The organism is Clostridium sp. AM43-3BH, from assembly GCF_003479985.1.
Classification (GTDB): Bacteria; Bacillota; Clostridia; order Lachnospirales; family Lachnospiraceae; genus Otoolea; species Otoolea fessa.
The window spans coordinates 386,178-411,976 of sequence record NZ_QUIH01000002.1; the positions used below are offsets into that span (position 1 = coordinate 386,178).

The following is a 25,799-nucleotide window of genomic DNA, read 5'->3' on the forward strand; positions in this document are numbered from 1 at the left end:
CGCCTTCCACACGAAATTGTATCAATTAAAACTTTCTGCCTCCGCCGCCGTGCATCCTTCCGCTGCTGCCCTGATGTATGGTCGTCCTTCCAGCCGAACCGCCCGAAGCGCCCGGACCCGGATTTTTTGGAATCCGTCTGGTCACTACCGACCGGTTTACAAACTGCTCCTCATTTTGGACAAAATGCAGCGCACTGTCCGCTCGGTATGCCATATGGAAACCCAGCGACTGGCGGTGTTCTTTCTGCATCTTATACTGGCGCATCACCGAAAAGCACGGGAGTGCCGCCACGATCGCTGCCGCAACCGCCGCAAACAGCGCCTCATACCATTCCAGGGAATGTTTTTTCTCCTCGCGCACCTGCGTATATTGTCCCGCCGGAACGCCCATCTCCAGATAATTTTCGATGCTGTCGATCGCCCCCAGAGCGCCTTCCGCATAGTTTCCATCCGCCACGCTGTCATATGCCGCATCCAGCACCTTCTCTACCCGCGCATCCGTCAGCACCTTCATCGCATACCCGGTGGTAGAAACGTATATCTCCCGGTTGTCCATATCGATCGAAAGCAGAATACCACTCGCATCGTCCCCGACGCCCAGTCCGTGGGTGTCGTAAAAATCATCGGCATAGCTTTCCGCCGATTCTCCCTGTGCGTCCTCGACTGTCAGTACCGCCAGATCGGCATCCTGTGAATCACGCACCTCATCGATCCGTGTCTCCAGCTCCTGCACTTCTTCCGCGCTGAACAGTCCCGCCTCGTCGAAGACGCGCGTGCCTTCCGCCGCCCATATAGGGCTGACCTGTGAAAATGAAATAAATGCTGCAACGGAGAAGCATATAAAATCTTTCAGCCGTCCATATTTCTTCTTTTTCTGTGTGACTCCCGCATTTTGATTCTCTATCATATCAGGTATCCTCCCAGCAGCAAAAGTACAAACACAGGAATGAAAATCGTCAAAAACAGGCGCACCAGTTTTTTCGAATCAACCGGCAGGACGCCGCAGACCTTTCCATTTTCCCCATTCATCGCAAAATAGTACATCTGACCGCTCTTCGGATCCGGGTAGGTCATCATCCACACTGGAAGCATGGCATAGTTCCATTTTTCCCCCGTGATGGTCTCCCGGTGGTTCCGGATATCCACATGATCGTAGCCGGAGACGCTATTTTGCAGAGATTCTCTCGTATACTGCTTGATCTCCTGCTCAATCTCCTGTGTAAATTCTTCCTTTTCCCGGTCGCGCCGCTCCGCTCTAAATCCCAGAAAATAGCCTGCCTGAAACGGGCGCAGCTTCTTCATATCAAACGGAAGCACGGTCTCGGCAAGGCTGCGGTCCGCCTGCTTTAACGCGTTGCGCGCCACATCCTTGATGGGAAGCTCCGCCTTTTTCTCCAGATGGTAACGGCTCGTCTCGATATACTCGATCTCCCCCGCCACCGTCACGCGTTTCCGCAGCGCCTCCGCCTGCATCTCACCGGATACCTGGCAGCTATACATCCAATATGGATAATAAATTCCTTCCAGATACTCCATCTGACGCGGCGAGTAGAAATCATCCGGCACATACTTTTTCTTCTGAATCCAGTTTTTAAAGATTTCTTTTGCCTTTTTCTTGTCGATCTCAAACGGAATCAGACCGTCCGGGCGGTATTTACCGTCCAGACTTCCCGAAAGAACCACCGGATTGTGACAGTAACAGCAGTACGTGGATGCTGTCGTCTCCTGTGCCACAATCTCCGCGCCGCAGCTCGGGCAGGTATAGAGAACCATCTTAGACTCCGCCTGCTTCTGGCTCTCTATCTTTTCCGCTTCCGGCATTCCACCCGGCTTCGAAGCTTCCTCTGACTTTCTGGCTGCCTCTTCCATCTCTTTCAACGTCTCTTCCGTAAACGCTGAGAGGCAGTATTCACATTTAAATTTCTGCGTCTTCGGATCAAACACCAGTCCGCCGCCGCAGTTTGGACACTTATATGATTGTATCTCCATACGCCCTATGACCTCGGTTTTCCGCATTCGGAACAAAACTTACCTGTATTGACCGTTCCGCAGCTGCAGGTCCACGGACCGGCTGGTCTTGGCTTGCCGCACTCGGAGCAGAACTTTCCGTGGTTGACATTGCCGCACTCACAAGTCCAGGATTCTGCCGGAGCTGCCGCACTGCCCTGCGGCGCTGCGTTCTGTCCTGCCGGTTGTGCATAGCCGCCCTGTGGTGCTCCCGGCTGCTGTGCATAACCACCCTGCGGCGCTCCATTCGCCTGCCCCGGCGCATAGCCGCCCTGCGGTGCCGCATATCCCTGCCGCGCCGCCTGCTGCATCTGCATCTGCTGCAGGTTGGACGCCGATGCGGCGCCCATAAATCCGCCGCCGAAGTTCATGCCGGCGCCCATTCCCATGAAGCCTGCCATCGCACCGCTTCCGTTGGAACCGGCTGCCTCAAAGCCGCGTGCCATCGCGCCCTGCACATACCCCTCGCGCACCGACGGGTCGCCGAGCATCGCGCCCTGATTCCGCATATTGATGAGTTTCTGCGATTCTTCATCATAGGAAATGCTGGCGATACCGACTGACTGGATCTCCATGCCACGCAGACGGTTCCACTCCTCATCCAGCGTCTCCGCCATATAGCGTCCCAGTTCCCTGCCTTTGGAGGCTACAAAGGAAATCCGCACGCCATCCGCCGACATCTGGTTGATCGAGGTCTGCAGCGCTTCCAGAAACTCCGCTAAATACTGCTCATTGATGGAATCAATCTCCACCTGATCCTGATTTTTCGGAATAGCCTCCGCATAAAATTTCAGTGGATCCGTAATCTTGATGGAGTAAGTTCCATGTGCGCGCAGAAACAGCTCGGAATTATAGAATAAATCAAAATAGTTGATCGGCGTCCGTGTGCCGAACTTGATTCCCTTGATCTCCTGGAGATTAATATAGTAGACCTTCTGTGCATACGGCGTCTGTCCGCCATAACGCACACGGTTGAAGGATTCTTTCAGTGCATCGCCGAACTGTCCGTTAAACAGAGACGGCAGGGATGAATTCTGCACTGTATAATAACCCTCTTCCGCTGTATAATCAACGACCTTACCGCCGTCCACCAACATCATAAACTGATTCGGGTACACATGGATCACAGAACCATTGGACACCGTTTCCGGTGTTCTCTTCCGGTTCTCCCCGCGGCGTGTCTGCACACCCGCTGAAAATACGGTCTGTTCCCCCATATTTTCCGGTTCAATCACTTCCAGCCACTGATCTGCCAGCCCGCCGCCGACCGCGTGTGCCGCTGCTCTGATAATTCCCATACTCACTGCCTCCTTCTCCAAATTCATAGTTTCTCTGTTTTTCTGCTTTTTCTATCTATCGGTTATCATTCCCTTTATTTTTCCCATGCCGATTCCATTTTCCCGGCGTGATCGCCCATACTGCTGCCGCGATCAGCACCATCGCCAGCATACACTGCAAAATCAGGCTGCACGCCGTCCAGTGTGCTGTGATCGCATTGTCTGGAAATACGCCAAACAGTGGCTCGAACCATTTTCTCATGTCGCCGCTTCCCGCCTGTCCGTTAATTACATTATAAAACGAGACAGCCGGATTGAAAAGAAAGAGATAGCGTAAAATGCCGGAACTTGCCATTTCCGATGCATTGAGATTAGATGCATACGAATCTGCCGCCCGGAGCGCCATCCGGTATGCAAACAGATTGACCGCCATCGTTCCCGCCGTCAGCGCCACCACCGTCACATAGGAGCAGACGGTCGATACCGTCGAGCGGCGCAGCACCGATGAATAAAAGATCCCGATACTGCCCGTTAAAATTGCCACAACGCCGTGGCACAGGAACAGCATCCCGATGTCCTGCAGCGTAACGCCCCCGTAGACAAATACGAGCGCCTGTACCGGAAGCGCCGAGACCGCCAGCACCAGCATCGTCACCAGCGAGGACGCCAGTTTTCCAAGCACCATGTCACGCGGCTCCATCGTGGTCGTCAGCATCAGTTCCAGCGTCTGGCGTTCCCGCTCGCCGCTGATACTGCTGGCAGTCAGCGCCGGCATGATGAAAAGCAGCATGATAAATTCGATCGAGGAGACGAACGTGTAGAGATCCAGAAACTGCGAATACTGGATCTCCGCCGTCGTCCTGACCTGCTCCGCCACCGAATACATATTAAACAGCGCCACCGCCGCCAGAATACTGTTAAAAACAAACAGAATCGCCATCATGCGGATGCTGCGGCTCCCGACTGTCATTTCCCTCCTAAATACCGGATTCCATCTCATGTTTCAGCACCGCCCTCTCTTCTTCATGTTCTGTGATCTGCATAAACAGTGATTCCAGGCTTCCCTTCTCGCGCATAAAGCTGCTGACCATCACATCTGCATCGATAAGCTGCTGCAAAAGCAGCGCCTCATCCTGCCGATCCCCCAAAAAGCCCAGCTTGATCTCATCCCCCTGCACCGCGATCGTCTGCACGCAAGGATGGCTTTTCAGGATCGCAAGCGCCTTTTCTTTCTGGCTGAAAATCGAGATCAGAAGCGGATTGGACGAGTTGATCCGCGCAAAAATCTGATCCATGCTGCCCTGCAGAACCGTTCTTCCCTGCTCAATGATGCCGATCGAGGTACAAAGCTCTGACAATTCCGATAAAATATGGGAGCTGACGAGCAGCGTTTTTCCCTGATCGCGCAGTTCTTTCAGAATCGCCGTATACTCCACCCGGGTGCGAGGATCCAGCCCGGAAGCCGGTTCATCCAGGATCAGAAGATCCGGATCGTGGATGAGCGCCCGCGCCAGACATAGGCTCTGCTTCATACCTCTCGAAAGCCCGTCCACGAAAAAGTCCTCTTTATCTTCCAGCCGCACCTGTTCCAGAAGCGTATGGCAGCGCGTCCGCGCCTGCAGCCCCGTAATTCCGTAGCAGGATGCGAAAAATTCCATATATTCCGATACTTTCAGGTTATCATATACTCCGAAGAAATCCGGCACATAGCCGATCCGCCGCCGGAGTTCTTTTCCGTCTGAGTAAACATCCAGTCCGCCGATCTCCACCTCGCCCTCGTCGGGAACGAGAAGTCCCGCAAGAATCTTGAGCGTCGTCGTCTTGCCTGCCCCATTGGGACCCACGAATCCAAAGAGTTCCCCGTCCGCGACCTCCAGATTCAGCCCATCCAGCGCTTGAAAATTGCCATATCGTTTTCTGAGGTTTTTAATCGTCAGCATCACTCTCTCCTCCCTACGACATAGATTCTTGGAAGCTGGCTTTCCCAGCCATACTCTCCCGTCTGTTCCGGCACATATTTGACGGTCAATGTGTTCGACGGAGACAGGTACGGCGAAAGCTCCTTTGCCGAATACTCTGATTTCAGCTCAATCCGGTCATTGCGCCCGGTCTCATAGTTATAGAAATACATACTTCCGGAGAAGGATGACATATACGGATAGAGCGGATTTTCCGAAAATCGCGGTGACAGAGTCTCAAACGTAAGCTTTTCAATGACAAGGTCACTTCCCAGCGAATATTCGACCGTCGCAGCCTCCGCTGTTTCCCCGCTATACATTGTGTTGTACGCCGCCTCATAATTTCCGGCGAGCACCGTTGGATCTTCCTCAAGCGCCGAACGGTAAAGTTTTCCGTCTTTTTCACGGTTCAGCGAGATTGACTCGGTCACCATGCAAAATCCTTCCCGAAGTGTCCTCGCATCCGCCAGGAAATCTTCCTCTCCCTGGAGCTTCCGGGTTGAAAATGCCACCAGGCACGCCTCAGACGGATTGCGCCCCGCGCCGGAATCCAGATAAAAGCTCAAAAGTCTCGTCCACTCCTGCGCCTTTAAATAGTCCGGATCCTCAATCTCCGCTTTCTCATACTGATCCGCCCCGGTCACCATCTGTGCTGCCGCATACGAATAGCTGACCGGATAATCGCAGCTCTCCTTTCCATCCAGAGAAACCGTCTGCCCAGGCTCTAATCTTCCCAGCAGCACCGCTTTCCCATTGATGAGCAGAGCCGCATTCTCCAGCGGTTCCTCAAAACAGTTTTTTACCGTTCCCGACACCACGCCGTCAAAATAGGAAATATTTCCCTGAACGCCCATCGCGTCCGTTTTCTCCAGCTCACGACGCAGGGTAAACAGATTCGGTGAAAATGCGACCGTATCCCGCATTTTAATTTCGACCCGTTCCGGCTGATAAACAAAGTTTGTATGATACTCTTCCTCACCGGTAAAGCGCACCGCCGAAACCGCATCGTAATAGTAACTGCGCGTCATCGGGCGCACCTCATAGCCCGGCTTTAAGCTCACCGAATACGGCTTGTTATAAGGGCTTCGGATGTTCATATAAGTGGCTTCTTCCGCCTCTTCTCCCGAGGTATCCAGAATCGACGCATACGTCACAAACGGCTCCCGGAAGCGTGTCTTTACGCCCAGCGCATAAATAATGCCGGTAAACAAAAACGCCCCCAGTGTCACCGCCGGCAGATAATACCGGTAAATTCCCCGCTTTTTTAAGTAGAAATAGATGCCCGGACCGATCAAAAGCAGATAGACCACCACGATCACCGTATATGCCGCAACCTTCGGAAGCCGCCCCGCATTGCCGGTGTTGACCAGCCCCTGTACGCTGAAATACGAGCCCGAATAACCGTAGTAATCCTCCTGTGCCAGCTCGTCCACGGTATCACTTCCCAGCACCAGCGTATACAGCTTTTCAAATGAGGATGGATTGGCCAGACACAAATCGCTGATCGCATCCATCGAAAAGGCAGCTGCCACGATCCGCCCCTGTTTGCAGTTCGTATGGGATAACAGCGGGAACACTTCCCCCGCCAGCAGAGTGCTGCCGTTCTTCAGGTTCACATCGACGCATTCTGCCTGGATCTCCCCCGTCTGCTCGCCCGGTGCCGTCTCCCCGCCCAGACTGACCGGAACGATTACCGCATCCAGATACGGCGGCTCCAGCACCTTCTCTGCAAACCTGCCATAATTTCTCGCACAATCCACACCGCCGCCAAAGAGGATCGTACCGCCGTCTTCCACCCAGCGCCGCAGCGCCTCATACTGGACATCGCTGAGCGAATCCAGGTCAAATCCAGACACAATTACCAGATCCAGCGGATCGTAACCCAGCCGGTTATCCGGCGCCTGCTCGGCATCAAGAAAAACCGCCCGCGTCCGAAGCGTCCCATACCGGATGCCCGCGCCGTCTAAATAAGAAAGTGCCTCCGGCGTATCCGTCAAAATTCCGATATAGCTCTCCGCAACGTCCTCCTCAGAACCAAGTTTCAGACGTTTCCGGATGACCGTTTTCCCGCTTACATCCTGTACCGATACAAACATCTGATCTGCCCGCACACCCAGCGGGATATAATATTCTTGTTCAAACTTCTCCCCCGCTGCCAACGATACCGGATAAGAATACTGGTACGCCTCCAGACTGGACTGTGCGGTCAGAAACTCCAGCGTTCCCTCAAACGGCGCTGTATCATTATTCAGAAGGACCGTTACCCGAAGGTAACGGTCACTCTTTGCCGTATTGTCAAATCCATAGGAAACATCCATCGACAGCGGCGCATCTGCTTCCTTCTGTGAGGCATATGCGTACCCTGCAGGAAGGCAGAATAGTGCCATCCATCCGATCAATATCGCAAAAAAGAACTGTATTCCCCTCTTTTTCTGCATCCTTTCTCTCCCTATCTGTAACTGTTCACGCATACGTGCCCAGTAACGGAATTTGCCGTGGCTTCGCATTTAAATACGGCAAATTCCTGCTGCCACCATGTTTTCTTACGGCACTTTCGGTTCCAAAAGTGCCTACCTGTGAACAGTAACCAAAAATCCATTAAAATGTCTATCAGATTCTTTCCCACACTCGCCTTTACGGCGTCTGGAAATTTTCCCTGTTGATGTCAAAATTCGTCCGCAGGCGCACCGTAAAGACCGTTCCATTCAGATCGCTCGTTACCTGAATCGTGCCGCCGTGCATATCGACGATATTTTTGGCGATCGCCAGACCTAACCCTGTGCCGCCCGTGTTGGTCGATCGCGACTGTTCCACGCGGTAGAATTTATTAAATAAGAGAGGCAGCTCGTCTGCCGGAATCACGTAACCGTAGTTCGTCACCGAGACGGTCACGACCTCTTCCTCCGCATGAATCTGCACCAGCACCCGTTTTCCGTCCGCACCGTACTTGATCGCGTTATTGATCAGGTTGTCAAAAAGGCGCGCCAGAAGATTTCCGTCTGCCGTGATAACCTTGCCCGGGACATTGCTCTGCAGCTCGTAGGAGAGGTTTTTGTCCTTGAAGCTCGGATAAAATTCCTCCAACAGCTGGCTGAGCAGTTTGACGATGTCCACCTTCGACACGTGCATTGCCACTTTTCCATAATTCATTTTGGTAAAACCAAACAAATCTTCGATCAGTTTTTCCAGACGTTTCGATTTTGCATAGGCAATATCAATATATTTTTTCTGCATTTCTGCAGGAATCTCCACCTTGCCGGACAGAAGTTCAAGATAGCCGGTGATCGAGGTCAGCGGTGTCCGCAGATCGTGTGCCACATTGGTAATCAGCTCGTTCTTCGTGCGCTCCGCCTCGCGCTCCTTGTCCATCAGATTCCGGATATCCCCGACCATCTTATTTAAATTGACCGCCATCGCCGTAAACTCGTCATCGCCCCGCACCTCGATCGTCGTATTCAAATCGCCCTCGGAAATATTCTGAATCGCGGACGAGATCCGGCTGATATAGCGCATGGACCGCTCCTGGAGGGCAAAAAAAGTGACTGAGAAGATCGCGATGCCCGACAGAAGATAGACAAATGCCATCAGTGTCTCTGTCTCCGTCAGGCGCAGGAAAAAAGAATCCCGGTACCGCGTCTCCCGCAGATAGCTGCTGATCATCGAAACATTGGCAATCAGAAACACCTCCACCAGGCATGCCACCACGGTGCTGTAAACGATGTTCATGACCATCCGTGTCCGGAACCGGCGACTCATATCTTTTTTATTTTTCAATTTTGTATCCTACCCCCCAGACCGTTGTAATGATCTTGTTCTGTCGGGTGTCCTCCTTCATCTTGCCGCGAAGCCGTCTGATATGTACCATAACCGTGTTATTTGCCTCGTAGACTTTCTCATTCCATACCTTCTCAAAGATTTCATCGGTGCTGAAGACCCGCCCCGGATTGGATGCCAGCAGATACAGAATGTCAAATTCGATCGGCGTCAGCTTGATCTCCTCGCCGTACACCGTCACTTTATGATTATCTTTGTTGATCGTGAGCCCCTTGATCGAGATCTCATTTTTAACCTGGTTTCCTGCACCGCTCTGCGGATTTAACTGCGTATAGCGGCGAAGCTGTGATTTGACGCGCGCCGTCAGCTCCAGCGGGTTAAATGGTTTCGTCACGTAATCATCCGCGCCGGTTCCCAGTCCCAGAATCTTATCCAGATCCGCTGAGCGCGCGCTCAGCATGATGATCGGGATATTGTTCGTCTCCCGGATCTTGCGGCACATCTCCAGACCATCCATTCCCGGCATCATGATATCGAGAAGCACCAGATGAATCGTCTCCTTCTCCAGAATCTCCAATCCCTCTAACGCATTGGATGCCTTATATACTTTATAACCATCACTGACCAGATAAATCTCCACCAGATCGGCAATCTCTTTCTCATCATCCACCACCAGAACGTGTATTTCAGACATAAAAAAACCTCCCTCATATGTAATGCAGGTTCCCGGTATCTCTATGCGAAATACCAGACGAATATACCTGTTTCCAGTTTACCATATGGGGAGGATTTATGCTTTAAAAATTTATTACATTTTTGGAGAATTTTGCTTATCTGCGAACTACAATTTCTTTATTGTTCCAGCGGAATAAATACCCTCATCGCCGCCGGGTCCTGCTTTTTTCCAGCTTCCTTCGCCGCCTGCACTGCCTCCGCACAGAAGGTATCCTGCGCGCAGACCGGCTCTTTGCCGCGGCGGTTGCGTTTAGCGTAGGTTCCATCCGGTCTCAGGTACTGCGCCTTGACATTGTCGGCAAGCTGTACCTCTAAGATGTGACAGATGCGTGCTTTCAGCTTCTCATCCTCAACCGGGAAGAGAATCTCCACACGACGGTCGAGGTTTCGCGGCATCCAGTCGGCACTTCCCATGAAAATCTGCGGTTCACCGTCGTTCTCGAAGTAGAAAATACGGCTGTGCTCAAGGAAATTTCCAACGATCGAGCAGACCGTTATATTCTCGCTTAATCCCGGAATCCCGGCGCGCAGACAGCAGATGCCGCGGACGATGAGTTGTATTTTTACCCCCGCATTGGACGCCTCATAAAGACTCGCAATGATCTCACGGTCGCACAGGGAGTTCATCTTTGCCACGATCCGCGCTGGAATACCTTCGCGGGCGTTGCGCGTTTCCCGCTGGATCAGGCGCAGAAAACGTCCGCGCAGCCACAGCGGCGCCAGCGACAGCTTGTTCCAGCCAAGCGGCTCCGAATAACCCGACAGCATGTTAAAGACTGCAGTCGCATCCTCACCGATCAGCGGATCACAGGTTAAAAGACCGCAGTCGGTGTAGAGTTTTGCCGTCGAATCGTTGTAATTTCCAGTTCCCAGATGGACGTAGCGGCGGATGCCCTCTTCCTCGCGGCGCACCACCAGCGTGATCTTACTGTGTGTTTTCAGCCCCAGCAGACCGTAGATAACGTGGCAGCCGGCTTTTTCCAGCATCTTCGCCCAGAGAATATTGTTTTCTTCGTCAAAACGGGCTTTCAGCTCAACCAGAACCGACACCTGTTTTCCATTGTCCGCCGCTTCGGCGAGCGCCGCGATAATCGGGGAGTTGCCGCTGACACGGTAGAGGGTCTGCTTGATCGCCAGCACCTCCGGGTCGCGGGCAGCTTTCTTGATAAAATTGACGACCGGCTCAAAGGTCTCAAACGGGTGGGTCAGCAATATATCGCCTTTTCGGATATTGGCAAAAATATCATCCTCATTCATCAGCGCCGGAACCGGCTGCGGCGTATACGGCGGTGTCTTGAATTCATCAAAGCCCGGCAGACCGAACACCTTCATGAGGACGGTCAGATCAAGCGGCCCGTCAATCTCATAGATCGCGTGCCCGCCGACGTGCAGCTCCTGTTTGAGGATGTCTAAGAGGCGCTTGTCCGCCTTTTTCTCGATATCCAGGCGAATGACCTCGCCCCACTGGCGTTTCTTGAGCTTCTGCTCGATCTCCTTGAGCAGATCCTCCGCCTCATCCTCGTCGATGCTCAGATCGGCATTTCGCATGACACGGAACGGATGGCAGCTGATAATATCATAATTTAAGAACAATTTGTCGATGTTCCGCTCGATGACTTCTTCCAGGTAAATGATAGATTTGCCCTCCTGGCACGGCAGCTCCACCACGCGTGGAAGCCCGCCCGGCACGCAGACCATCGCAAATTCCAGCTCACCGTCTCCTTTTTTCTTGCGGACCAGCGCGGCGATATTTAACGATTTATTGTGAATAAGCGGGAACGGGCGGGAGGAATCAACCGCCATCGGCGTGAGGACCGGGTAGACCGATTCCTCAAAATACCGATCAACGTACACCGCTTCTTCCTTCGTCAGCTTCTCATGCTCAGTGACCACACGCAGACCGTGCTGTTTTAAGAGCGGCAGAAGCATCCGGTTATAGATCCGGTACTGATTCTCGACCAGCTCATGCGTTTTTCCATCGATCGCATCCAGCTGTTCCTGTGCCGTCATACCCGCAATATCCCGCTTCGTATAATTGGCGTGAACCATGTCCTTGAGGGATGCCACGCGGACCATGAAAAACTCATCCAGGTTCGACGCCGTGATACTTAAAAATTTCAGACGTTCAAACAGCGGGGTCGTCTTGTCACGCGCCTCACCCAGAATCCGGTAGTTAAATTCCAGCCAGCTCAGTTCACGGTTTACATAATTTTCAGGTTCTCCGTATTTCAACACTGCATCCGACATCCTTATACCCCTCTTTTCTGCCTGAGTACAGGCCGTATTCCAAAGACTTCCTCAAAGAAATCTGCCTTCTGGTCAAATGAATACTGCTCCAGCACGATACTCTCCGGACAGTCCGTCGTAATCACCAGACTGCCGTTCCGCACAGCGATGCGGCTGTCGCTCAGCTTCTGGCGGTGGCTGCGGTCCATCGAATTGGCCAGACGCAAAATTGCCGTCAGCTTCGCAATCAGGATCGTCAGCTCTCTCCGGGAGGTTCCAAGCCCCGCATACTGGGACAGATCCGACTCCAGGATGACCTCATCGTAGGCATATTCCTGAATGTTGTAGCGCACAATATTGGCTACAACCTCGCGCTCCAGATGGGAAATTCCGATGATCTCCGTATCCATGATGATCTGGTACGAGCTTTCCGAACCGCGCGTGATGCTGACAAACTTGCCGCAGTCATGCAGGGTCGCTGCGATCTTTAAAAGCAGGCGTTCCCGCGCTCCCAGACCATGGTATTTTTTCGTTGCATCAAAAATCATCTCCGCCGACCGCTCTACCTCGCGCACATGTGCGCCGTGGCAGCGGTAGCGCTTCGCCATCTGGCGCGCCGTTGAGAGGATATCTGCCTCAAAATCATGATGGAAGCGGACCAGACGGTTTTCCTGTGCGTACTCTGCCGCGATACCATCGCAGAGTGTCGTCCCCGGTGCCCAGATATAGGAAGCACCCGTCATGTCTAATACCTTCCGGTAGAGAATCGCACTTGGAATCAGCACTTCTGCGTAATCCTGCGGCAGCTCATAGCGCTCCTGAATCTCCTCCGAGGACATTCCAATCAGCTTCTCGCAGAACACGCCAAATTCCTTTGCCGTGAACCGCGCCCCGCCTTTTTCATGCATGCCGCGGCTGATCATATAGTTCATTGTCTCGCCGGTCGCAATCAGCGTCTCGATCTGATGCTCTTTTAAAAATATCTTCCGGAATGTGTATAATTCATTTTCTACCAGCTCGTCGATGATCGCCGGGATCTTTCGGTAATCGACGCGCCAGTGTGCTGACATTTCGCTTAAGCGCAGCACGCCGAGCAGAAGGTTCTGCGTCGATACCAGTACCTCCTCATCAAAGAGGGAGATCTGGGTGCTTCCGAATCCGACATCCATCAACGCCGCGCCGTTTTTCACGGTGCGCTGGAATTCTTCCTCCCTGGCTGCAACAGCTTTATAACTCTTAAAACGCAGCTCCGAGTTGTTCATCGTGCGGACCCGGAGTCCGGTACGCACCAGAATCCGGTCCAGTACCATCTGGCTGTTCCGCGCCTCCCGAAGCGCACTGCTCGCAAATGCCCGGTAATCCGATACCCGGTATGTTTTCATCACTTCCCGGAACTTATTCAGGACCTCGCACATTTCCTCCACGATCTCGTGGCTCAAACGTCCGTCATTGTACGTGTCTTTGCCAAGCGCCAGCGCATGGCGCACATGATCGATCTCGCGGATTCCGGCGGAAGCAGAAATCTCGAAAATTCCCAGCTCCAGTTCGAAGGAACCCACATCAATAGCGGCAAAGGTTTTAACGGTCATATTACTTGATCTCTCCTTTCAGCTTGCTGCGTAAGTTTGCAATAAACTGGGTGGCAGTACGTCCGGACAGCCCGCCGTGGCTTAACTCCCACTTGTTGGCTTCCAGAAGCAGATCTGCCTCCGGCATATGGATGTGGTATTTGTCTGCCAGCACGCGAACGATGTTCTGGAATTCTTTCTTGTCCGGTGAGCCGTAGTAGATCGTGACGCCAAAACGCGCAACCAGGGACAGTTTTTCCTGCACCGTATCGTTGGAGTGCAGATCGTCGTCCAGCTCGCGCTTATCACTGAATTTTTCGCGGATTAAGTGGCGGCGGTTCGATGTCGCATAGATCAGGACATTCTGCGGCTTGATGCCGAGACCGCCTTCAATGATTGCTTTCAGATATTTATATTCCAGCTCATATTCCTCAAAGGAAAGGTCGTCCATATAAATGATAAATTTATAGTTGCGGTCTTTGATCTGCTCCAGGACGTCTGACAGTCCGCGGAACTGGTGCTTATACACCTCGATCATGCGGAGTCCGCGGTCATAATACTGATTTAAGATCGCCTTGATACTGGATGATTTACCGGTACCGCTGTCACCGAAAAGCAGGCAGTTGTTTGCCGCGCGCCCCTCGATAAATGCCTCGGTATTCTCAATCAGCTTGGCTTTCTGCAGCTCATAGCCTACCAGATCGCTCAGCTCGATATGTTCCACGCGCGTGATCGGCTCGATATCGACCTGTTTTGCCTCGTCATCCATGATAATATGGAATGCTTTGTTAAGGCCAAACTTGCCAACACCAAATTCTTTATAAAATTCGGTCACGATATCCTGAAATTCCTGATCACTCTCCGCATTCTCCAGGGAAACCGATAATTCAACGATCCGATCGCGGATGCGGTGGTTGAACGCCTTGCTGTTTTCCAGCGCATTTTCGTAATGCTTCATCTCCGACCAGATGCCGTTCTCAGTCTCGTCCAGACGGGCAATATCCAAGGAAAAAAGCTCTCTGACCTGTGCAAAATCGTGGCGTGCAAGCTCGCTCAAGCTGCCGCCGACCGGTCCGATGATCTCACAGGATGTGCTGTAGGCATTTTCATTGTTTGCCATGCAGAACGCCAGGAAACAATGCCACAGGTTTCCGCGGAATCCATAGGTCACTGCCAGATCGATGAGCTGACTCGCGCATGCATATGCATCCGGGCGTGCCTCGCCTTCTTCTGGTTTTAAGAGGCTGCACATGTCGTCAAATAACTGCTGATACCGCAGGTTGCGGTATAAAATCATCGTATTTTTTCTTTTTTCTTCCATTATTCTGCCTTTCCGGTTACCATCACATGCTTTTACGGCACTTTCAGTGTCAAAAATGCCTGCCCGTGGACAGCACCCCATTCTGTCTTGTCCTAAGCTAAAGAGTCTAGTAATTTCCTAATATTTTTACATTTTTCGCTTCGCGCATGATTCCGTACAGTGCATTCTGCACACCGGCATCCTCCAGGTTTCCCTCGATGTCCACGAAGAAGCGGTACTGCCAACTCTCCTCCGGGATCGGGCGGGACTCGATCATCCGCATATTGACGTCATTGAAAATAAAATTGCCGAGCATGCTGTACAGCGTACCGCTGCGGTGCGGCAGCTCGAAACAGAGGCTGATTTTCTCTGCGCCCGCCTGATAGACGCGATCCTTCGCCAAAATCAGGAAACGGGTCGTGTTGTCCGGACAGTTGTTGATCGGACCTGCCAGCTTTTTGAGCCTGTAAATCTCACCTGCCACCTCACCTGCCACTGCCGCCTGTGACGGATCCTTCTCATCGCGTACCTTCTGTGCCGCCACAGCATTATTTTCCATGCTGAGCTGCTGCCAGTCGTGCTGGTTTAAGAAGTCGCTGCTCTGCATCAGCGCCTGCGGATGTGCATAAACACGCTTCACATCGGAAAGTTCCGCATCCGGTGTGCCAAGCAGGTAGTGGTGTACCGGCAGAAATGTTTCCGCCACAATCACATTGTCGTATTTTAAAAGCAAATCATAGTTGTCCGTCACAGCACCGGCGGAAGAATTTTCAATCGGAAGCACCGCAAAATCAGATTTTCCCTCCTGAATCTCCACCATCATATCCTCGAACCGGCGTACATGATGGATATCCGCGTCTTTTCCAAAGAACTGCAGCGCCGCCGCATGACCGTAAGCGCCCTCTAATCCCTGGAACACCACGCGTTTTCCGGCTGTTTCAAGCTTCTCCACCTTATGGAAGCCCAGATCCGGACCGCCGACGCGCCCTGCGATCGTCTGATACTGATACCGGCGGCTCAGCGTCATCATCTGCAAAAACAGCTCGGCAACCGCCTGCTTGTTGAACTCGCCCTCTGCCATCGCCTGAACTGACTCGATCTTCTGTTTCTCACGCTCGGCATCGTAAACCGCCTTTCCGGTCGCGATCTTATACTCTGCCACCTCGCTGCAAAGGCGCATTCTCTCCTCAAATAACTTTTCTATCTGGGTGTCAATCTGATCCAGACGCCCTCTTATCTCCAGCAAATCCATCTCTTAGCTGTTCTCCTTTTCCATCTCTGAAAGCATCCCTGCGATCTTTTCTCTCGTATATGCGCCGACAAACTTCCGGTTCTCCGGATCCAGCTCTTTCACGATGAACGGCTCGCCGAACTCAATCACGACATGGCTCGGACAAATAAGTGGAATATGCTTCTCAAAGACCTCCGCTGTTCCCTTGATCGCCACTGGAACAACCGGACAGCCAGATTTCTCTGCAATCTTCAAGCTTCCCTCTTTAAATGGAAGCAGATCTGAAAGCTGTTCATTTTTATTGCGGGTTCCCTCCGGAAAAATCCAGACAGAAACGCCGCGGCGCACCTTCTCGATCCCCGCCAGAATCGTTTTTAAACCTTCTTTTATATTGTTCCGATCTAAAAACAGACAGTTGACATTGAGCATCCATTTTGACAAGAGCGGAATCTTCTCCATCTCTTTCTTTGCCACAAATCCCATCAGTCCCGGAACCGTCGTATAGCCAACCAGGATATCAAAATAGCTCCGGTGGTTTCCCACATAGAGCACCGGGCGATCCTGCGGAATATTTTCATATCCGCGCACCTCTACCGTCACACCTGCCATTTTGAGCAGTTTTTCAAAAATATTACGCACCATCTGGGTGCTTTCTTCCTCCACTGCGACCGGATCTACCTGTCCCTGTTTATCCATACGGTGCAATGTGCCGATGGAACCAACAAGGAAGCTGACGATCGTTCCTACTATCTTTATCGCGCGAAACATACTGATACCTCTCTTTTCTCTTGTATCTGTCCGAAACCGTCTGGTTTTTATCCTGCTATTTTCATTTCCAGACAGACTGCTTTACTGTCTCATTATATAGAAAGAAGCAGGGTTTTACAAGACTTTCCTTGTAAGACATCCTGCCTCTGTTACTGTTCACGCATACGTGCCCAGTATCGGAATTTGCCGTGGCTTCGCATTTAAATACGGCAAATTCCTGCTGCCACCACGTTTTCTTACGGCACTTTCGGTTCCCAAAGTGCCTACCTGTGAACAGTAACCTGCCTCTCTATTTTTTATGGATTCACAATCTCCGTCTTTCCGCTGATCAGCGCTTCCACCTCGATTCCACCTATCTCGCACAAGATTCCCTCATAGCTTTCCAGTGTATCGCTGTAATACACGCTGTAGATAGACACATCCTCAGAAATCTCTCCATCCAGATAGTTTTCCAGCGGATTTTCTCCCAGTTCCCGGAAAGAACCACCCAGATCCATCATCAGCTCCCAGCTTTCCGGATGAATGTCCTGTTCATCCAAATCATGTAGATACATCCAGAGCGCCATGCATAGAATCCTCGCCTCGGCTTTCGCCCGCACTTCCTTCGCTTTCTGTACCTGTCCGGACATGATCGGGATCGAAACTGCAACGAGAATCGCCACAATCCCGGTCACGATCAGCAGCTCTGCCAGCGTAAAGCCTGACCGTGCCCTAGCGGAACTGGTTCTTTTCTCTGTCATAGGTATATCCCACCGCCTGCAGCTTCTTCTCAAGCTCCGACCGTTCTGTATCAAACGCACTGCATAATTCATCTAAATCCGGGTAAAAATCTCTGAGCTGTGTGTTCACAAAGCTCAGGCACATAATCGGATCGTTCGGTATTTTTCCTGCCATCTTTTTCCCTTTCTGTCCTTTTATTCATACTCAAACGTAACCGTCACATAGTAACCGCGGTCATTTTCCTCGATCGCCTTTACCACGCCGTGATCGGCGGGAATCCGGTCATTCAGCTTAAAAAGCCCCGACATCGCCACCGCCGGTTCAATCATATAATTGACATTAAACGGCGTCACCGACTCCGTCACCTCTACTGTCTGTCCGACTTCTACCAGTCCCGGACGTTCCATTTTAAATACAACATCTCTTGTCACGCCGTTTTTCCTCTTCTTTCTGGTCTGATCCCCAATTCTGGCTGCCGGCATATCCTCACGCCGTGCCTCTGATTTCAAATTTTTTTTACACGAACCATAACCGCCAGCTTACCAGTTTTCTAGTATACGGCACTTTTTTCCTTTTATCAACTGCACCCACATAACCTACCGTTCGTTTTTTTCACGCGCCATCCGCCGCAGCTGCCGAAATCCAAGCCATGCCAGTAAAAGCAGCAGCAGACTTACACTGATCGTCAGTCCGTAGTGAATCCACCGTCTCCAGAACGGAAGCGGGAGGTTTTCCACCGGCGCAGTCTCTGTTTCCACCAGAGTTCCCGGATCCACTTCTATTTCTGTCATCTCTTCCACATCCAGTTCCGCTTTTTCATACTCCATCCGCCTCCGGTAACGCTCATATTCCGGAAGTCTGACCGTTCCCCCGTACACTGCCCGGCAATCCCATACGCGGCGTTTTGCCTGTACCGCCGCATTGCGGCACCAGATGCCAGCCTCATCCTGATAAGCATCTCCCTCCCAGCTTGCCGACTCAATCTGCACCTCATCCTCCGATAGCCCTGCACTTGCAAGCAGGTCTTCCCTGCACACCTCCAATGGCAGCACTTTCTCATCATGCATCACGGCAGTTCCACCCAGCCGGTATGTGTCCGCCCCGTATTCGTGAAATACGACCGAAATCTCAAATCCATCCTGCCAGTGTTCGTTCTCATAAGAGGTTCTTTTCAGATCCAGCATAACCGATACCGTCTTCCGGCTCTCCCGATCCTCCACCTCCATCGGCGCTCTCGCCGGGATCTCCTGTTCCCGCGTCACGGATGGATAGACCATCTCCCCCGAAACCTCCCGCGTTCTGCCGCGCACCGGCACCGCCTCTATCTCTGTCCCCACAAGCCGGTAGGTAATTTCCCCCTCTTCCAGATATTCTTCCGGCGCTTCTGGTATCTCAGCCTCTTTCAAATAGGAAGAAGAATAACGGATCCGCCGTTCTCCCGCCTTATCTTCCTGTGCGTAAGCCTGTCCGCCGGTGCCCTGCAGGCACAGCACAAATGTCAGCACTGCCAGCCTCCAGCCATATCTTCTGTCTTCTCTTTTCCCCATACATTCTCCCTTTCTGCCATTCCCCGGCAAATGTCTCCTGCCAGCCGAACCGCATTCTTTCGTAAGCACGTTCTAAATTTCCGTACTCCTCTCTCAACCTTCTCCATCCTTTCTAAAATTGTTATTGTTCACGCATACGTGCCCCGTAACGGAATTTGCCGTGGCTTCGCATTTAAATACGGCAAATTCCTGCTGCCACCACGTTTTCTTACGGCACTTTCGGTTCCAAAAGTGCCTACCTGTGAACAGTAACGATATGATACTTATATTCAGCACTGCTCAATCATATGACTGCTATTTTTTTGTTTCATAGGACGCAGTTTCCCCTGAAACAAAAAATGCATTATGAAATTTCATAAATACCCGGATATTTCTGTGAATCACAGATGCCCTCTTTGCGGGCAGAATCATCGAATGCCGTCCGGAACCGGACTTTGAACTGCATTGTACCTTTATTATAGTCTGCCCTATCTCAAAATACAATTTATAAATCGCTCCCGCGGCATTTTCTACAAAAACACCTTTTTATCCATCATTTACTTATAAGTGTTATACAAAAAATCGAATACGACTTTCTGTTTGGTACGGCAAAATGACTTGACTGGACAGCAGATTTTAGGTATACTTGCATATAGGTACATTTTACAAAATAAGAGCGGAGGAAATTAAACTATGAAGTGTCTTATCATTGACAAAGTATACGCTGGTATTGCTGAAGAACTCAGCAAATACATGGAAGTTAAAACTGCAGAGAATCTGCCGTCCACCAAGGATCAGTTATTAGCTGAAATCGGTGACGTAGACGTTCTGATCATGCGTGTAGATCCGAAGATCGATCAGGAGATCATCGACGCTGCTAAGAACCTGAAGGTTATCGGCGTTTGCTCCGTTGGTCTGAACCACATTGATATGGACTATGCAAAATCCAAAGGAATCCAGATCTTCAACGCACCGGGCTTAAACGCTAACGCAGTTGCAGAGCTGACCATTTCCAAGATGTTAGATATCTCCCGTGGTACTTTCACAGCTAACTACGATGTAAAAGTAAAACACGAGTGGAACAAATATAAATTCGAAGGTCGTGAGCTTCGCGGCAAGACTCTGGGTGTTATGGGCTTCGGTCGTATCGGTAAGAGAGTCGGCGAACTTGGTCGTGCATTTGGTATGACTGTCGTTGCTTACGATCCATTCCTGAAACCGGAAGATTTCGAGAAAGAGCATGCAACTGGCATGTCCGTAGACGAGATGTTAAAGGTAGCTGATTTCGTATCTATCCACGTACCGCTGACACCAGAGACAAAGGATCTGTTCAACGCTAAGTCCATCGCTGAGATGAAGGATGATGCAGTTGTTCTGAACATGAGCCGTGGTGGTATCGTAAACGAGAAAGACATGTACGAGGCTCTGAAAGCTGGCAAGATCGGCGGCTACGCAGCAGACGTTATGGAGAACGAGCTGGCTGGCAGCGGTCTGACAGGTGATGATACATTCGCAAGCCCGCTGTTCGAGTGCGACAACTTCATCGTTTCCCCGCACATCGGCGCTCAGTCCGTAGATGCTTCCAGAGACATCGGACTTCACATCATTTCCAAGGTAAAAGAGGCTCTTTCCCTGTAATCAGGAAACCAGTCTTATACTCATATAGGAAATCCTGCGGAAATCGTTCTGCAGAAACTGCATAAAGACAGGAACCGGATGATACTCTCGCCGGTTCCTGTTTTTTTGTTTCATAGGAAACTACTGGAATACCACTGGTTCCTCCAGCAGTTCCGTCCGCAGCACAATATACGGATACGACGGCTCTTCCCCGGTCGGCTCGCTTCTCTCCGGTCCTTTTAACTCGGTCTTGACGATGATCGAATTGTCCGTCAGGTACAACTCCGGAACCGTAATGCTGTAACCGCCGGTCTCCTGCTTGCCGTACCCGGCAGCTATGTAGAGGTCATTTCCGCTTGTGTAAGTCAGGCGGAAGGAATCGTTCTTCTTTTCTTCTATGATCTGCGCCAGCTCCTGCGGCGTCTCATCGGGACCTATGACGGCAAATTCCAGATCCCGCAATTTTTCTGCCTGTTTTTCACCGCCGCATGCAACCGCATAGACCCCCGCCAGAAAGATTCCCATCACAACCATAAGGCTTAGAAGCCATTTTTTCCTGCTTTTCTTACTTTTCATCAAATAAAAAACCTCCCGCTCCCCTGCACGCAGCCACGCGGCAAAATGCTTTGATTTACTGCATTTTATGAAGCGGAAGGTTGTGATATTCAATCTTTTTTCCTTTTTCCCTGGCATACGCCAGCAACCGGTCGTTCGCCGCCGCCCAGCCCCCATACTGCCTGCGGCACGCAATCACGCACTGGCACGCATCCAGACATTCTCTGGCTTCTTGTTCCTTTTCCTCTGATATTTCTTCAAATGCGGGGACTGCAATCAATCTGGACGCCAATGTACAAGCCGCCGGATAATCTAAGTCGGCTTCCGATACGATCCCTGCCGCAAACGTGGTTCCAGCTCTCTGAAGCTGCCAGAAGACAGCGCGCCCGCTTCCTCCTCCTGCCAGCACAAACACCTCTGGTGCCCCCTCCGGACGCGGAAGCTCCATACTGCCGCCTGTCTGACGGAAGCGCCCTTCCTCGACCTGGAAAAGCTCGGAAAGATGTTCTGGAGTCAGCATCTCTTCCGGGCGTCCAAACCGGCTTTCCTGCCCCGGGCTGACGCACAGCACCCAGTCAGAGACGCGCTCCGCCAGATCAAGTTCATGAATGGATAAAATGACTGCCACCTTCTTGCGGCGCGCCAGCTCCTGCAAGACCGACATAAATTCCAGCTTATAACGGATATCCAGATAGGAAGTCGGCTCATCGAGAAGCAGCAGTTCCGGCTCCTGACAGAGCGCCCGCGCCAGCATCACCCGCTGCCGCTGACCGTCGCTGAGCGTCTGGAAGTCCCGCTCCCGAAGCTCTGATACCTGCACTGCCTCCATCGCCTCATCAACTGCCTTCCAGTCCTCCTCCGAGAGGACACCAAACCGCCCCGTGTACGGATAACGCCCGGCTGCCACAACATCCCGGCAGGTCATCCACTCTGCATGAACCTTTTCCGTAAACATGACCGCCATCCTCCGTGCGCGCTCCGTTCCCTTCATTCCCAGAAGGTCCGCGCCGTCCAGGTAAACCGCGCCTCCCAGAGGGGGAAGCTGCGCGGCGACACTCTTTAAAATGGTCGATTTTCCGGCTCCATTCGGTCCGACTAAAGTCAGGATCTCACCCTTCTTTATCCCGATCCGGACTGGATTTAAGATCTGTTTTCCACCGTATCCAACCTGTAAGTCCTCTGTATAAAAGTAGATCTTCTCCTCATTTTCTGGATTCATGGTATTTTCTCCTCCGCTGCTCTATGCTTCAGGTGCTCTTTCGATGTTTCCGCATCATCACAAAAATCACGACCGGCGCACCGAAGACAGCTGTTACCGTGCTGATGCTCAATTCCGTCGGGGCAAAGACCGTCCGCGCCAGCCAGTCGCTGAACAGGCAGAACACGCTTCCGCCCAGGAAACAGCCCGGAATCAGCACCAGCGGTCTTGTATCGGCAAACAGCCAGCGGATCAGATGCGGAACCGCGATTCCAACAAAGGAAACCGGACCGGCAAATGCCGCTACGCAGCCAGATAAGATGCTGGACAAAATCACCATAAAGAAACGCAGATGTGCGACATTGACTCCCATGCTTTTCGCATACGTCTCCCCCATCTGGTATGCGCCGATCGGTTTGGATAACAGAAACACCGCTGCCGCTGAGACAAAGGTCACGCCCGCCATGACTGCCACATTTTCCCAGGTCATACCAGAAAAACTTCCGCGCGACCAGTTATGCAGGTTGACAATATCCGCATCGCTGGCGAAGGTCACAACAAAATCCGTGATTGCCGAGCAAATATAGCCGATCATCACGCCCCCGACGATCAGCATTGCCATCTGTTCCATTTTCCGCGCGACCAGGAGCACAAACAGCATAGAGAGAAGCGCTCCGGCAAATGCCGCTGCCACCAGCATCCCCGAATTGATCGTAATATTCCATTCCAGAAATCCGACCATCACAAGTGCTACCAAAAGCTTTGAACCAGAAGAAATTCCCAGCACAAAGGGACCCGCGATCGGATTGTGGAAAAAGGTCTGTAACAGATACCCTGACAGTGCCAGCGCCCCGCCAAGGATCAGCGCCGCCAGCGCGCGCGGCAGACGGATCTCCCAGATGATCGTCCACGCCATTCCACGCAGCTTAGGCTCCCGCAGTTCCTGTAAAAATTCCATGATCGGAACCGATACACTGCCTGAACAGACACTCCAGATAAGCGACAGGAGCAGCAGCATAATCAGAAGCAGAAATGCGCCTGCGATCCGCACCTGTCTGCCTGCCTGCGCCAGGTTTCTTTGTTTTTTTTCCTGTTTTTGTCTGTTTGCTTCTGATACTGAACGCATCGTTTCTCCTATCTATCTTTATTACACTTTCCATCCTCACGACTGCAATTTATACAGATATGTCCCATCTTCCTGGCTTCCGCTGAAAATCGCATGGATATCTTCCAGCATCGCTCCAACTGACATAGATTCCTGATAGAGATTCTTCGTCGTACACCAGACATTTCCCGCCTGTACCGCCTTGAAATCCTTGAGAACCGGCGCTTTTGCCAAAAGCTCCGAAATTGAGTGAATCTCCCCGTCGATTGTACTGTTATAAATCAGATAATCGGATTCTTTCGCAGCTGCATAAAATTCTTCCATCTGCATATTGACGGTCGAAGACCTCTTTCCGTCATCCCCCAGATGCCCGAATATGTATCTGCCGCCCGCTAATTCTATCATTTTCGGTATATAATCAGAGGAACGGCGCACGTTCACGCTGCCCTGGTTCGTAATATAGAAAAATGCCGCCGACGGCTTTTCCGCCTGTGCCGTCTGTTCTGTTTTTACGCTCCCGCCTGCGTTCTCCGCATCCGAACCTTCTTCTGTAACACGCTGCAAAGCTGCTTCCTGCTTTGCAAATGCCGCTTCCGCCTCTTTTTCTTTACCGGTCAGCACTCCATACAGGCGGATCCATTCCGTCCGCCCCAGCGGATGTGCTTCGTAGCTGGAATGATCCACAAGCACCGGGATTCCGAAACTTTCCAGCTTTTCTTTTACCTCCGGCGAATGGAGAATCATCGTATTTTCTATTGCCAGACCGCAGCCCTCCGAGACAATCCGCTCATAATCCGGTTCGCTGTACTTGCCTGCGTAGAGAATTGACCCATTCTCCATCGCCTCCTTTGCCTCCGGGATGTACCAGCCCGACGCATCGGTTCCCGAAAACCGGATATCCGGGAGCGCTCCCAGCATCCGGAACATATCCATGGTCGCGGTCGCTACCAGATAAATCTGTTTGACCGGGCGCTTAAGCACCTGGATCGAATCCGGAAGATCTTCCGGCACCTTTCCGCCCTCTGGAATCAGAAGAAAACGGCTTCCATCCGCAACCGAAACTGCTTCGTACTGCATCCCGTCCGCATCCTCATAGGTATCGACCGCAAACTGGGTCGCATAGGCAAGCTCCATCCGCGATTTCCAGGCCAGGGACGCACTGATCGCCTCACCCGGCTGTGGAAGTGATGCCTCCGCCACCTGTGCATCCACGTTTTCTGCCGGCTGGGACACTTTCGTACCTTTACCCGCCTCATTGGATATCTCACTGGCGGATGTAGACGACGCTGCCGCCACCGCACTCTTTCCCGTATTTCCACAGCCACTCAAGAGCAGCACCCCCATAAGCGACAGCCCTGCCATCCTAAGTAACCTTTTCTTTCCCGTTATCCATCCTATTTTCTTCATTTTTCCCACTCTGCCTCTCTCACGTGCGCCACATACAGCTTCCGGATCGCCTCAACCTCTCCCAGTCCCCGGATGCGGCATTCCACCTGGTATCCGGCGCGTTCCAGGCGGCTCTTCCAGGAATCCTCCTCTTCACCTGCCATATCCTGATTCGCATGGTCGCCTGCAACCACCATGAGCGGCTGCAGTACTGCCCTCTGATAGTGTTTCTGCGCGCCCAATTTCTCGATCACCGCCTGTAAATCCGGCTGCGCCTCCACGGTTCCGATGTAATAATTTGCATAGCCGCCCGCGATCATCCTATCCTGCATCTTCTGATACACCTGATTGGAAGCCGCGTCCGTCCCATGCCCCATCAGGCAGAGTGCCGTTTTTCCATCGTCATATCCGCCCAATTCTCCTGCCATCGCCCGGATCACCGCATCCAGATCCGCTTCACTGGCAAGAAGCGGTGCTCCCAGCGCCAACCGTTCAAAACGCCCCTGATTCGCTTCCACTTCCGCTTTTACATCCATGTATTCAAATCCATCCATCAGATGGGTCGGCTGCACAATCAGACTTTTAATCCCATCGGCTGCTGCCCGGTCAAGTGCCTCCTTCAAATTGTCGATCGACCGTTGATCCCGCTTTTTCAATTTATCAATGATCCTCTGGCTGGTAAATGCCCGGCGCACCTCATATGCCGGAAATGCCTCCGCCACTGCACGCTCAACCGCTCCGATCGTCTTTTCTCGGCTGTCATTGTAGCTTGTCCCGAAGCTGACTACCAGGATTGCCTGTCTTGGTTCCATCTATCCATTCTTCCTCTTTGTTTTTTATCTTTCAAT

Annotated in this window: 23 protein-coding genes; 1 reads left to right on the forward strand and 22 read right to left on the reverse strand. The window is 52.0% G+C overall.

Annotation, left to right across the window (positions count from 1 at the left end; translation table 11 throughout):
- Window positions 1-25 precede the first annotated feature (25 nt).
- The 17 genes from DW931_RS05145 to DW931_RS05225 form a co-directional block, all read right to left on the reverse strand.
- Window positions 26-907, reverse strand: a complete 882-nt coding sequence (locus DW931_RS05145; RefSeq protein ID WP_118626920.1) for a TPM domain-containing protein — start codon at window positions 905-907, stop codon at window positions 26-28.
- Window positions 904-1,989: a TFIIB-type zinc ribbon-containing protein gene (locus DW931_RS05150; protein ID WP_118481938.1), complete on the reverse strand. Its 1,086-nt coding sequence runs from the start codon at window positions 1,987-1,989 to the stop codon at window positions 904-906. The genes DW931_RS05145 and DW931_RS05150 overlap by 4 nt, the downstream gene beginning before the upstream one ends.
- Before the next feature lie 5 nt (window positions 1,990-1,994).
- Window positions 1,995-3,305: an SPFH domain-containing protein gene (locus tag DW931_RS05155; RefSeq protein ID WP_118481937.1), complete on the reverse strand. Its 1,311-nt coding sequence runs from the start codon at window positions 3,303-3,305 to the stop codon at window positions 1,995-1,997.
- A 55-nt stretch (window positions 3,306-3,360) separates the two neighbouring features.
- Window positions 3,361-4,254: an ABC transporter permease subunit gene (locus DW931_RS05160; RefSeq protein WP_243015226.1), complete on the reverse strand. Its 894-nt coding sequence runs from the start codon at window positions 4,252-4,254 to the stop codon at window positions 3,361-3,363.
- A 7-nt stretch (window positions 4,255-4,261) separates the two neighbouring features.
- Window positions 4,262-5,224 (reverse strand): ABC transporter ATP-binding protein, encoded by a 963-nt coding sequence (locus DW931_RS05165; RefSeq protein ID WP_118481935.1) that lies wholly within the window; start codon window positions 5,222-5,224, stop codon window positions 4,262-4,264.
- A complete protein-coding gene (locus tag DW931_RS05170) occupies window positions 5,224-7,680 on the reverse strand; it encodes a hypothetical protein (protein WP_118481934.1) in 2,457 nt (818 codons plus the stop codon). The genes DW931_RS05165 and DW931_RS05170 overlap by 1 nt, the downstream gene beginning before the upstream one ends.
- A 196-nt stretch (window positions 7,681-7,876) precedes the next feature.
- The gene (locus DW931_RS05175; RefSeq protein ID WP_118293426.1) at window positions 7,877-8,998 is read right to left on the reverse strand and encodes a HAMP domain-containing sensor histidine kinase; all 1,122 of its coding nucleotides are present in this window, start codon (window positions 8,996-8,998) and stop codon (window positions 7,877-7,879) included.
- A gap of 7 nt (window positions 8,999-9,005) precedes the next feature.
- Complete coding sequence (locus tag DW931_RS05180; protein ID WP_022360295.1) at window positions 9,006-9,710, reverse strand: response regulator transcription factor; 705 nt, start codon at window positions 9,708-9,710, stop codon at window positions 9,006-9,008.
- Between the two features lie 158 nt (window positions 9,711-9,868).
- On the reverse strand, window positions 9,869-11,998 hold the full coding sequence (locus DW931_RS05185; RefSeq protein WP_118472613.1) for an RNA degradosome polyphosphate kinase: 2,130 nt from the start codon (window positions 11,996-11,998) through the stop codon (window positions 9,869-9,871).
- Between the two features lie 2 nt (window positions 11,999-12,000).
- Window positions 12,001-13,566, reverse strand: a complete 1,566-nt coding sequence (locus tag DW931_RS05190; protein ID WP_118293389.1) for an HD domain-containing protein — start codon at window positions 13,564-13,566, stop codon at window positions 12,001-12,003.
- A gap of 1 nt (window position 13,567) precedes the next feature.
- Window positions 13,568-14,866: an ATP-binding protein gene (locus DW931_RS05195; RefSeq protein ID WP_182430021.1), complete on the reverse strand. Its 1,299-nt coding sequence runs from the start codon at window positions 14,864-14,866 to the stop codon at window positions 13,568-13,570.
- Window positions 14,867-14,972: 106 nt separating this feature from the next.
- Window positions 14,973-16,097, reverse strand: coding sequence for a bifunctional chorismate mutase/prephenate dehydratase (locus DW931_RS05200; RefSeq protein ID WP_118468371.1), 1,125 nt, complete (start codon window positions 16,095-16,097; stop codon window positions 14,973-14,975).
- A gap of 3 nt (window positions 16,098-16,100) precedes the next feature.
- Window positions 16,101-16,844 (reverse strand): lysophospholipid acyltransferase family protein, encoded by a 744-nt coding sequence (locus DW931_RS05205; RefSeq protein WP_107001428.1) that lies wholly within the window; start codon window positions 16,842-16,844, stop codon window positions 16,101-16,103.
- Between the two features lie 296 nt (window positions 16,845-17,140).
- Entirely contained in the window at window positions 17,141-17,584 is a 444-nt protein-coding gene (locus DW931_RS05210) for a type II secretion system protein (RefSeq protein WP_118468373.1), read from the reverse strand.
- Complete coding sequence (locus tag DW931_RS05215) at window positions 17,556-17,738, reverse strand: DUF4250 domain-containing protein (RefSeq protein WP_022360303.1); 183 nt, start codon at window positions 17,736-17,738, stop codon at window positions 17,556-17,558. The genes DW931_RS05210 and DW931_RS05215 overlap by 29 nt, the downstream gene beginning before the upstream one ends.
- A gap of 20 nt (window positions 17,739-17,758) precedes the next feature.
- A complete protein-coding gene (locus DW931_RS05220; RefSeq protein ID WP_347559426.1) occupies window positions 17,759-18,073 on the reverse strand; it encodes a hypothetical protein in 315 nt (104 codons plus the stop codon).
- An 87-nt stretch (window positions 18,074-18,160) separates the two neighbouring features.
- A complete protein-coding gene (locus DW931_RS05225) occupies window positions 18,161-19,111 on the reverse strand; it encodes a hypothetical protein (protein ID WP_118481933.1) in 951 nt (316 codons plus the stop codon).
- A gap of 672 nt (window positions 19,112-19,783) precedes the next feature.
- On the opposite strand from DW931_RS05225, the gene DW931_RS05230 reads away from it, so the two are divergent.
- Window positions 19,784-20,728, forward strand: coding sequence for a D-2-hydroxyacid dehydrogenase (locus DW931_RS05230; protein ID WP_022360306.1), 945 nt, complete (start codon window positions 19,784-19,786; stop codon window positions 20,726-20,728).
- Window positions 20,729-20,848: 120 nt separating this feature from the next.
- On the opposite strand, the gene DW931_RS05235 is transcribed toward DW931_RS05230, so the two are convergent.
- From DW931_RS05235 to DW931_RS05255, 5 genes are read right to left on the reverse strand one after another with little or no spacing between them, the layout of a single operon-like run.
- Window positions 20,849-21,283 (reverse strand): protease complex subunit PrcB family protein, encoded by a 435-nt coding sequence (locus tag DW931_RS05235; RefSeq protein WP_107001425.1) that lies wholly within the window; start codon window positions 21,281-21,283, stop codon window positions 20,849-20,851.
- A gap of 55 nt (window positions 21,284-21,338) precedes the next feature.
- On the reverse strand, window positions 21,339-22,481 hold the full coding sequence (locus tag DW931_RS05240) for an ABC transporter ATP-binding protein (RefSeq protein WP_118468376.1): 1,143 nt from the start codon (window positions 22,479-22,481) through the stop codon (window positions 21,339-21,341).
- A gap of 28 nt (window positions 22,482-22,509) precedes the next feature.
- Window positions 22,510-23,586 carry an iron ABC transporter permease gene (locus DW931_RS05245; protein ID WP_181357239.1) on the reverse strand — a complete coding sequence of 359 codons (1,077 nt, stop codon included), beginning with the start codon at window positions 23,584-23,586 and terminating at the stop codon, window positions 22,510-22,512.
- Window positions 23,587-23,622: 36 nt separating this feature from the next.
- On the reverse strand, window positions 23,623-24,972 hold the full coding sequence (locus tag DW931_RS05250; RefSeq protein ID WP_118522444.1) for an ABC transporter substrate-binding protein: 1,350 nt from the start codon (window positions 24,970-24,972) through the stop codon (window positions 23,623-23,625).
- Window positions 24,969-25,763, reverse strand: coding sequence for a sirohydrochlorin cobaltochelatase (locus DW931_RS05255; protein WP_118481931.1), 795 nt, complete (start codon window positions 25,761-25,763; stop codon window positions 24,969-24,971). The genes DW931_RS05250 and DW931_RS05255 overlap by 4 nt, the downstream gene beginning before the upstream one ends.
- Between the last annotated feature and the right edge of the window lie 36 nt (window positions 25,764-25,799).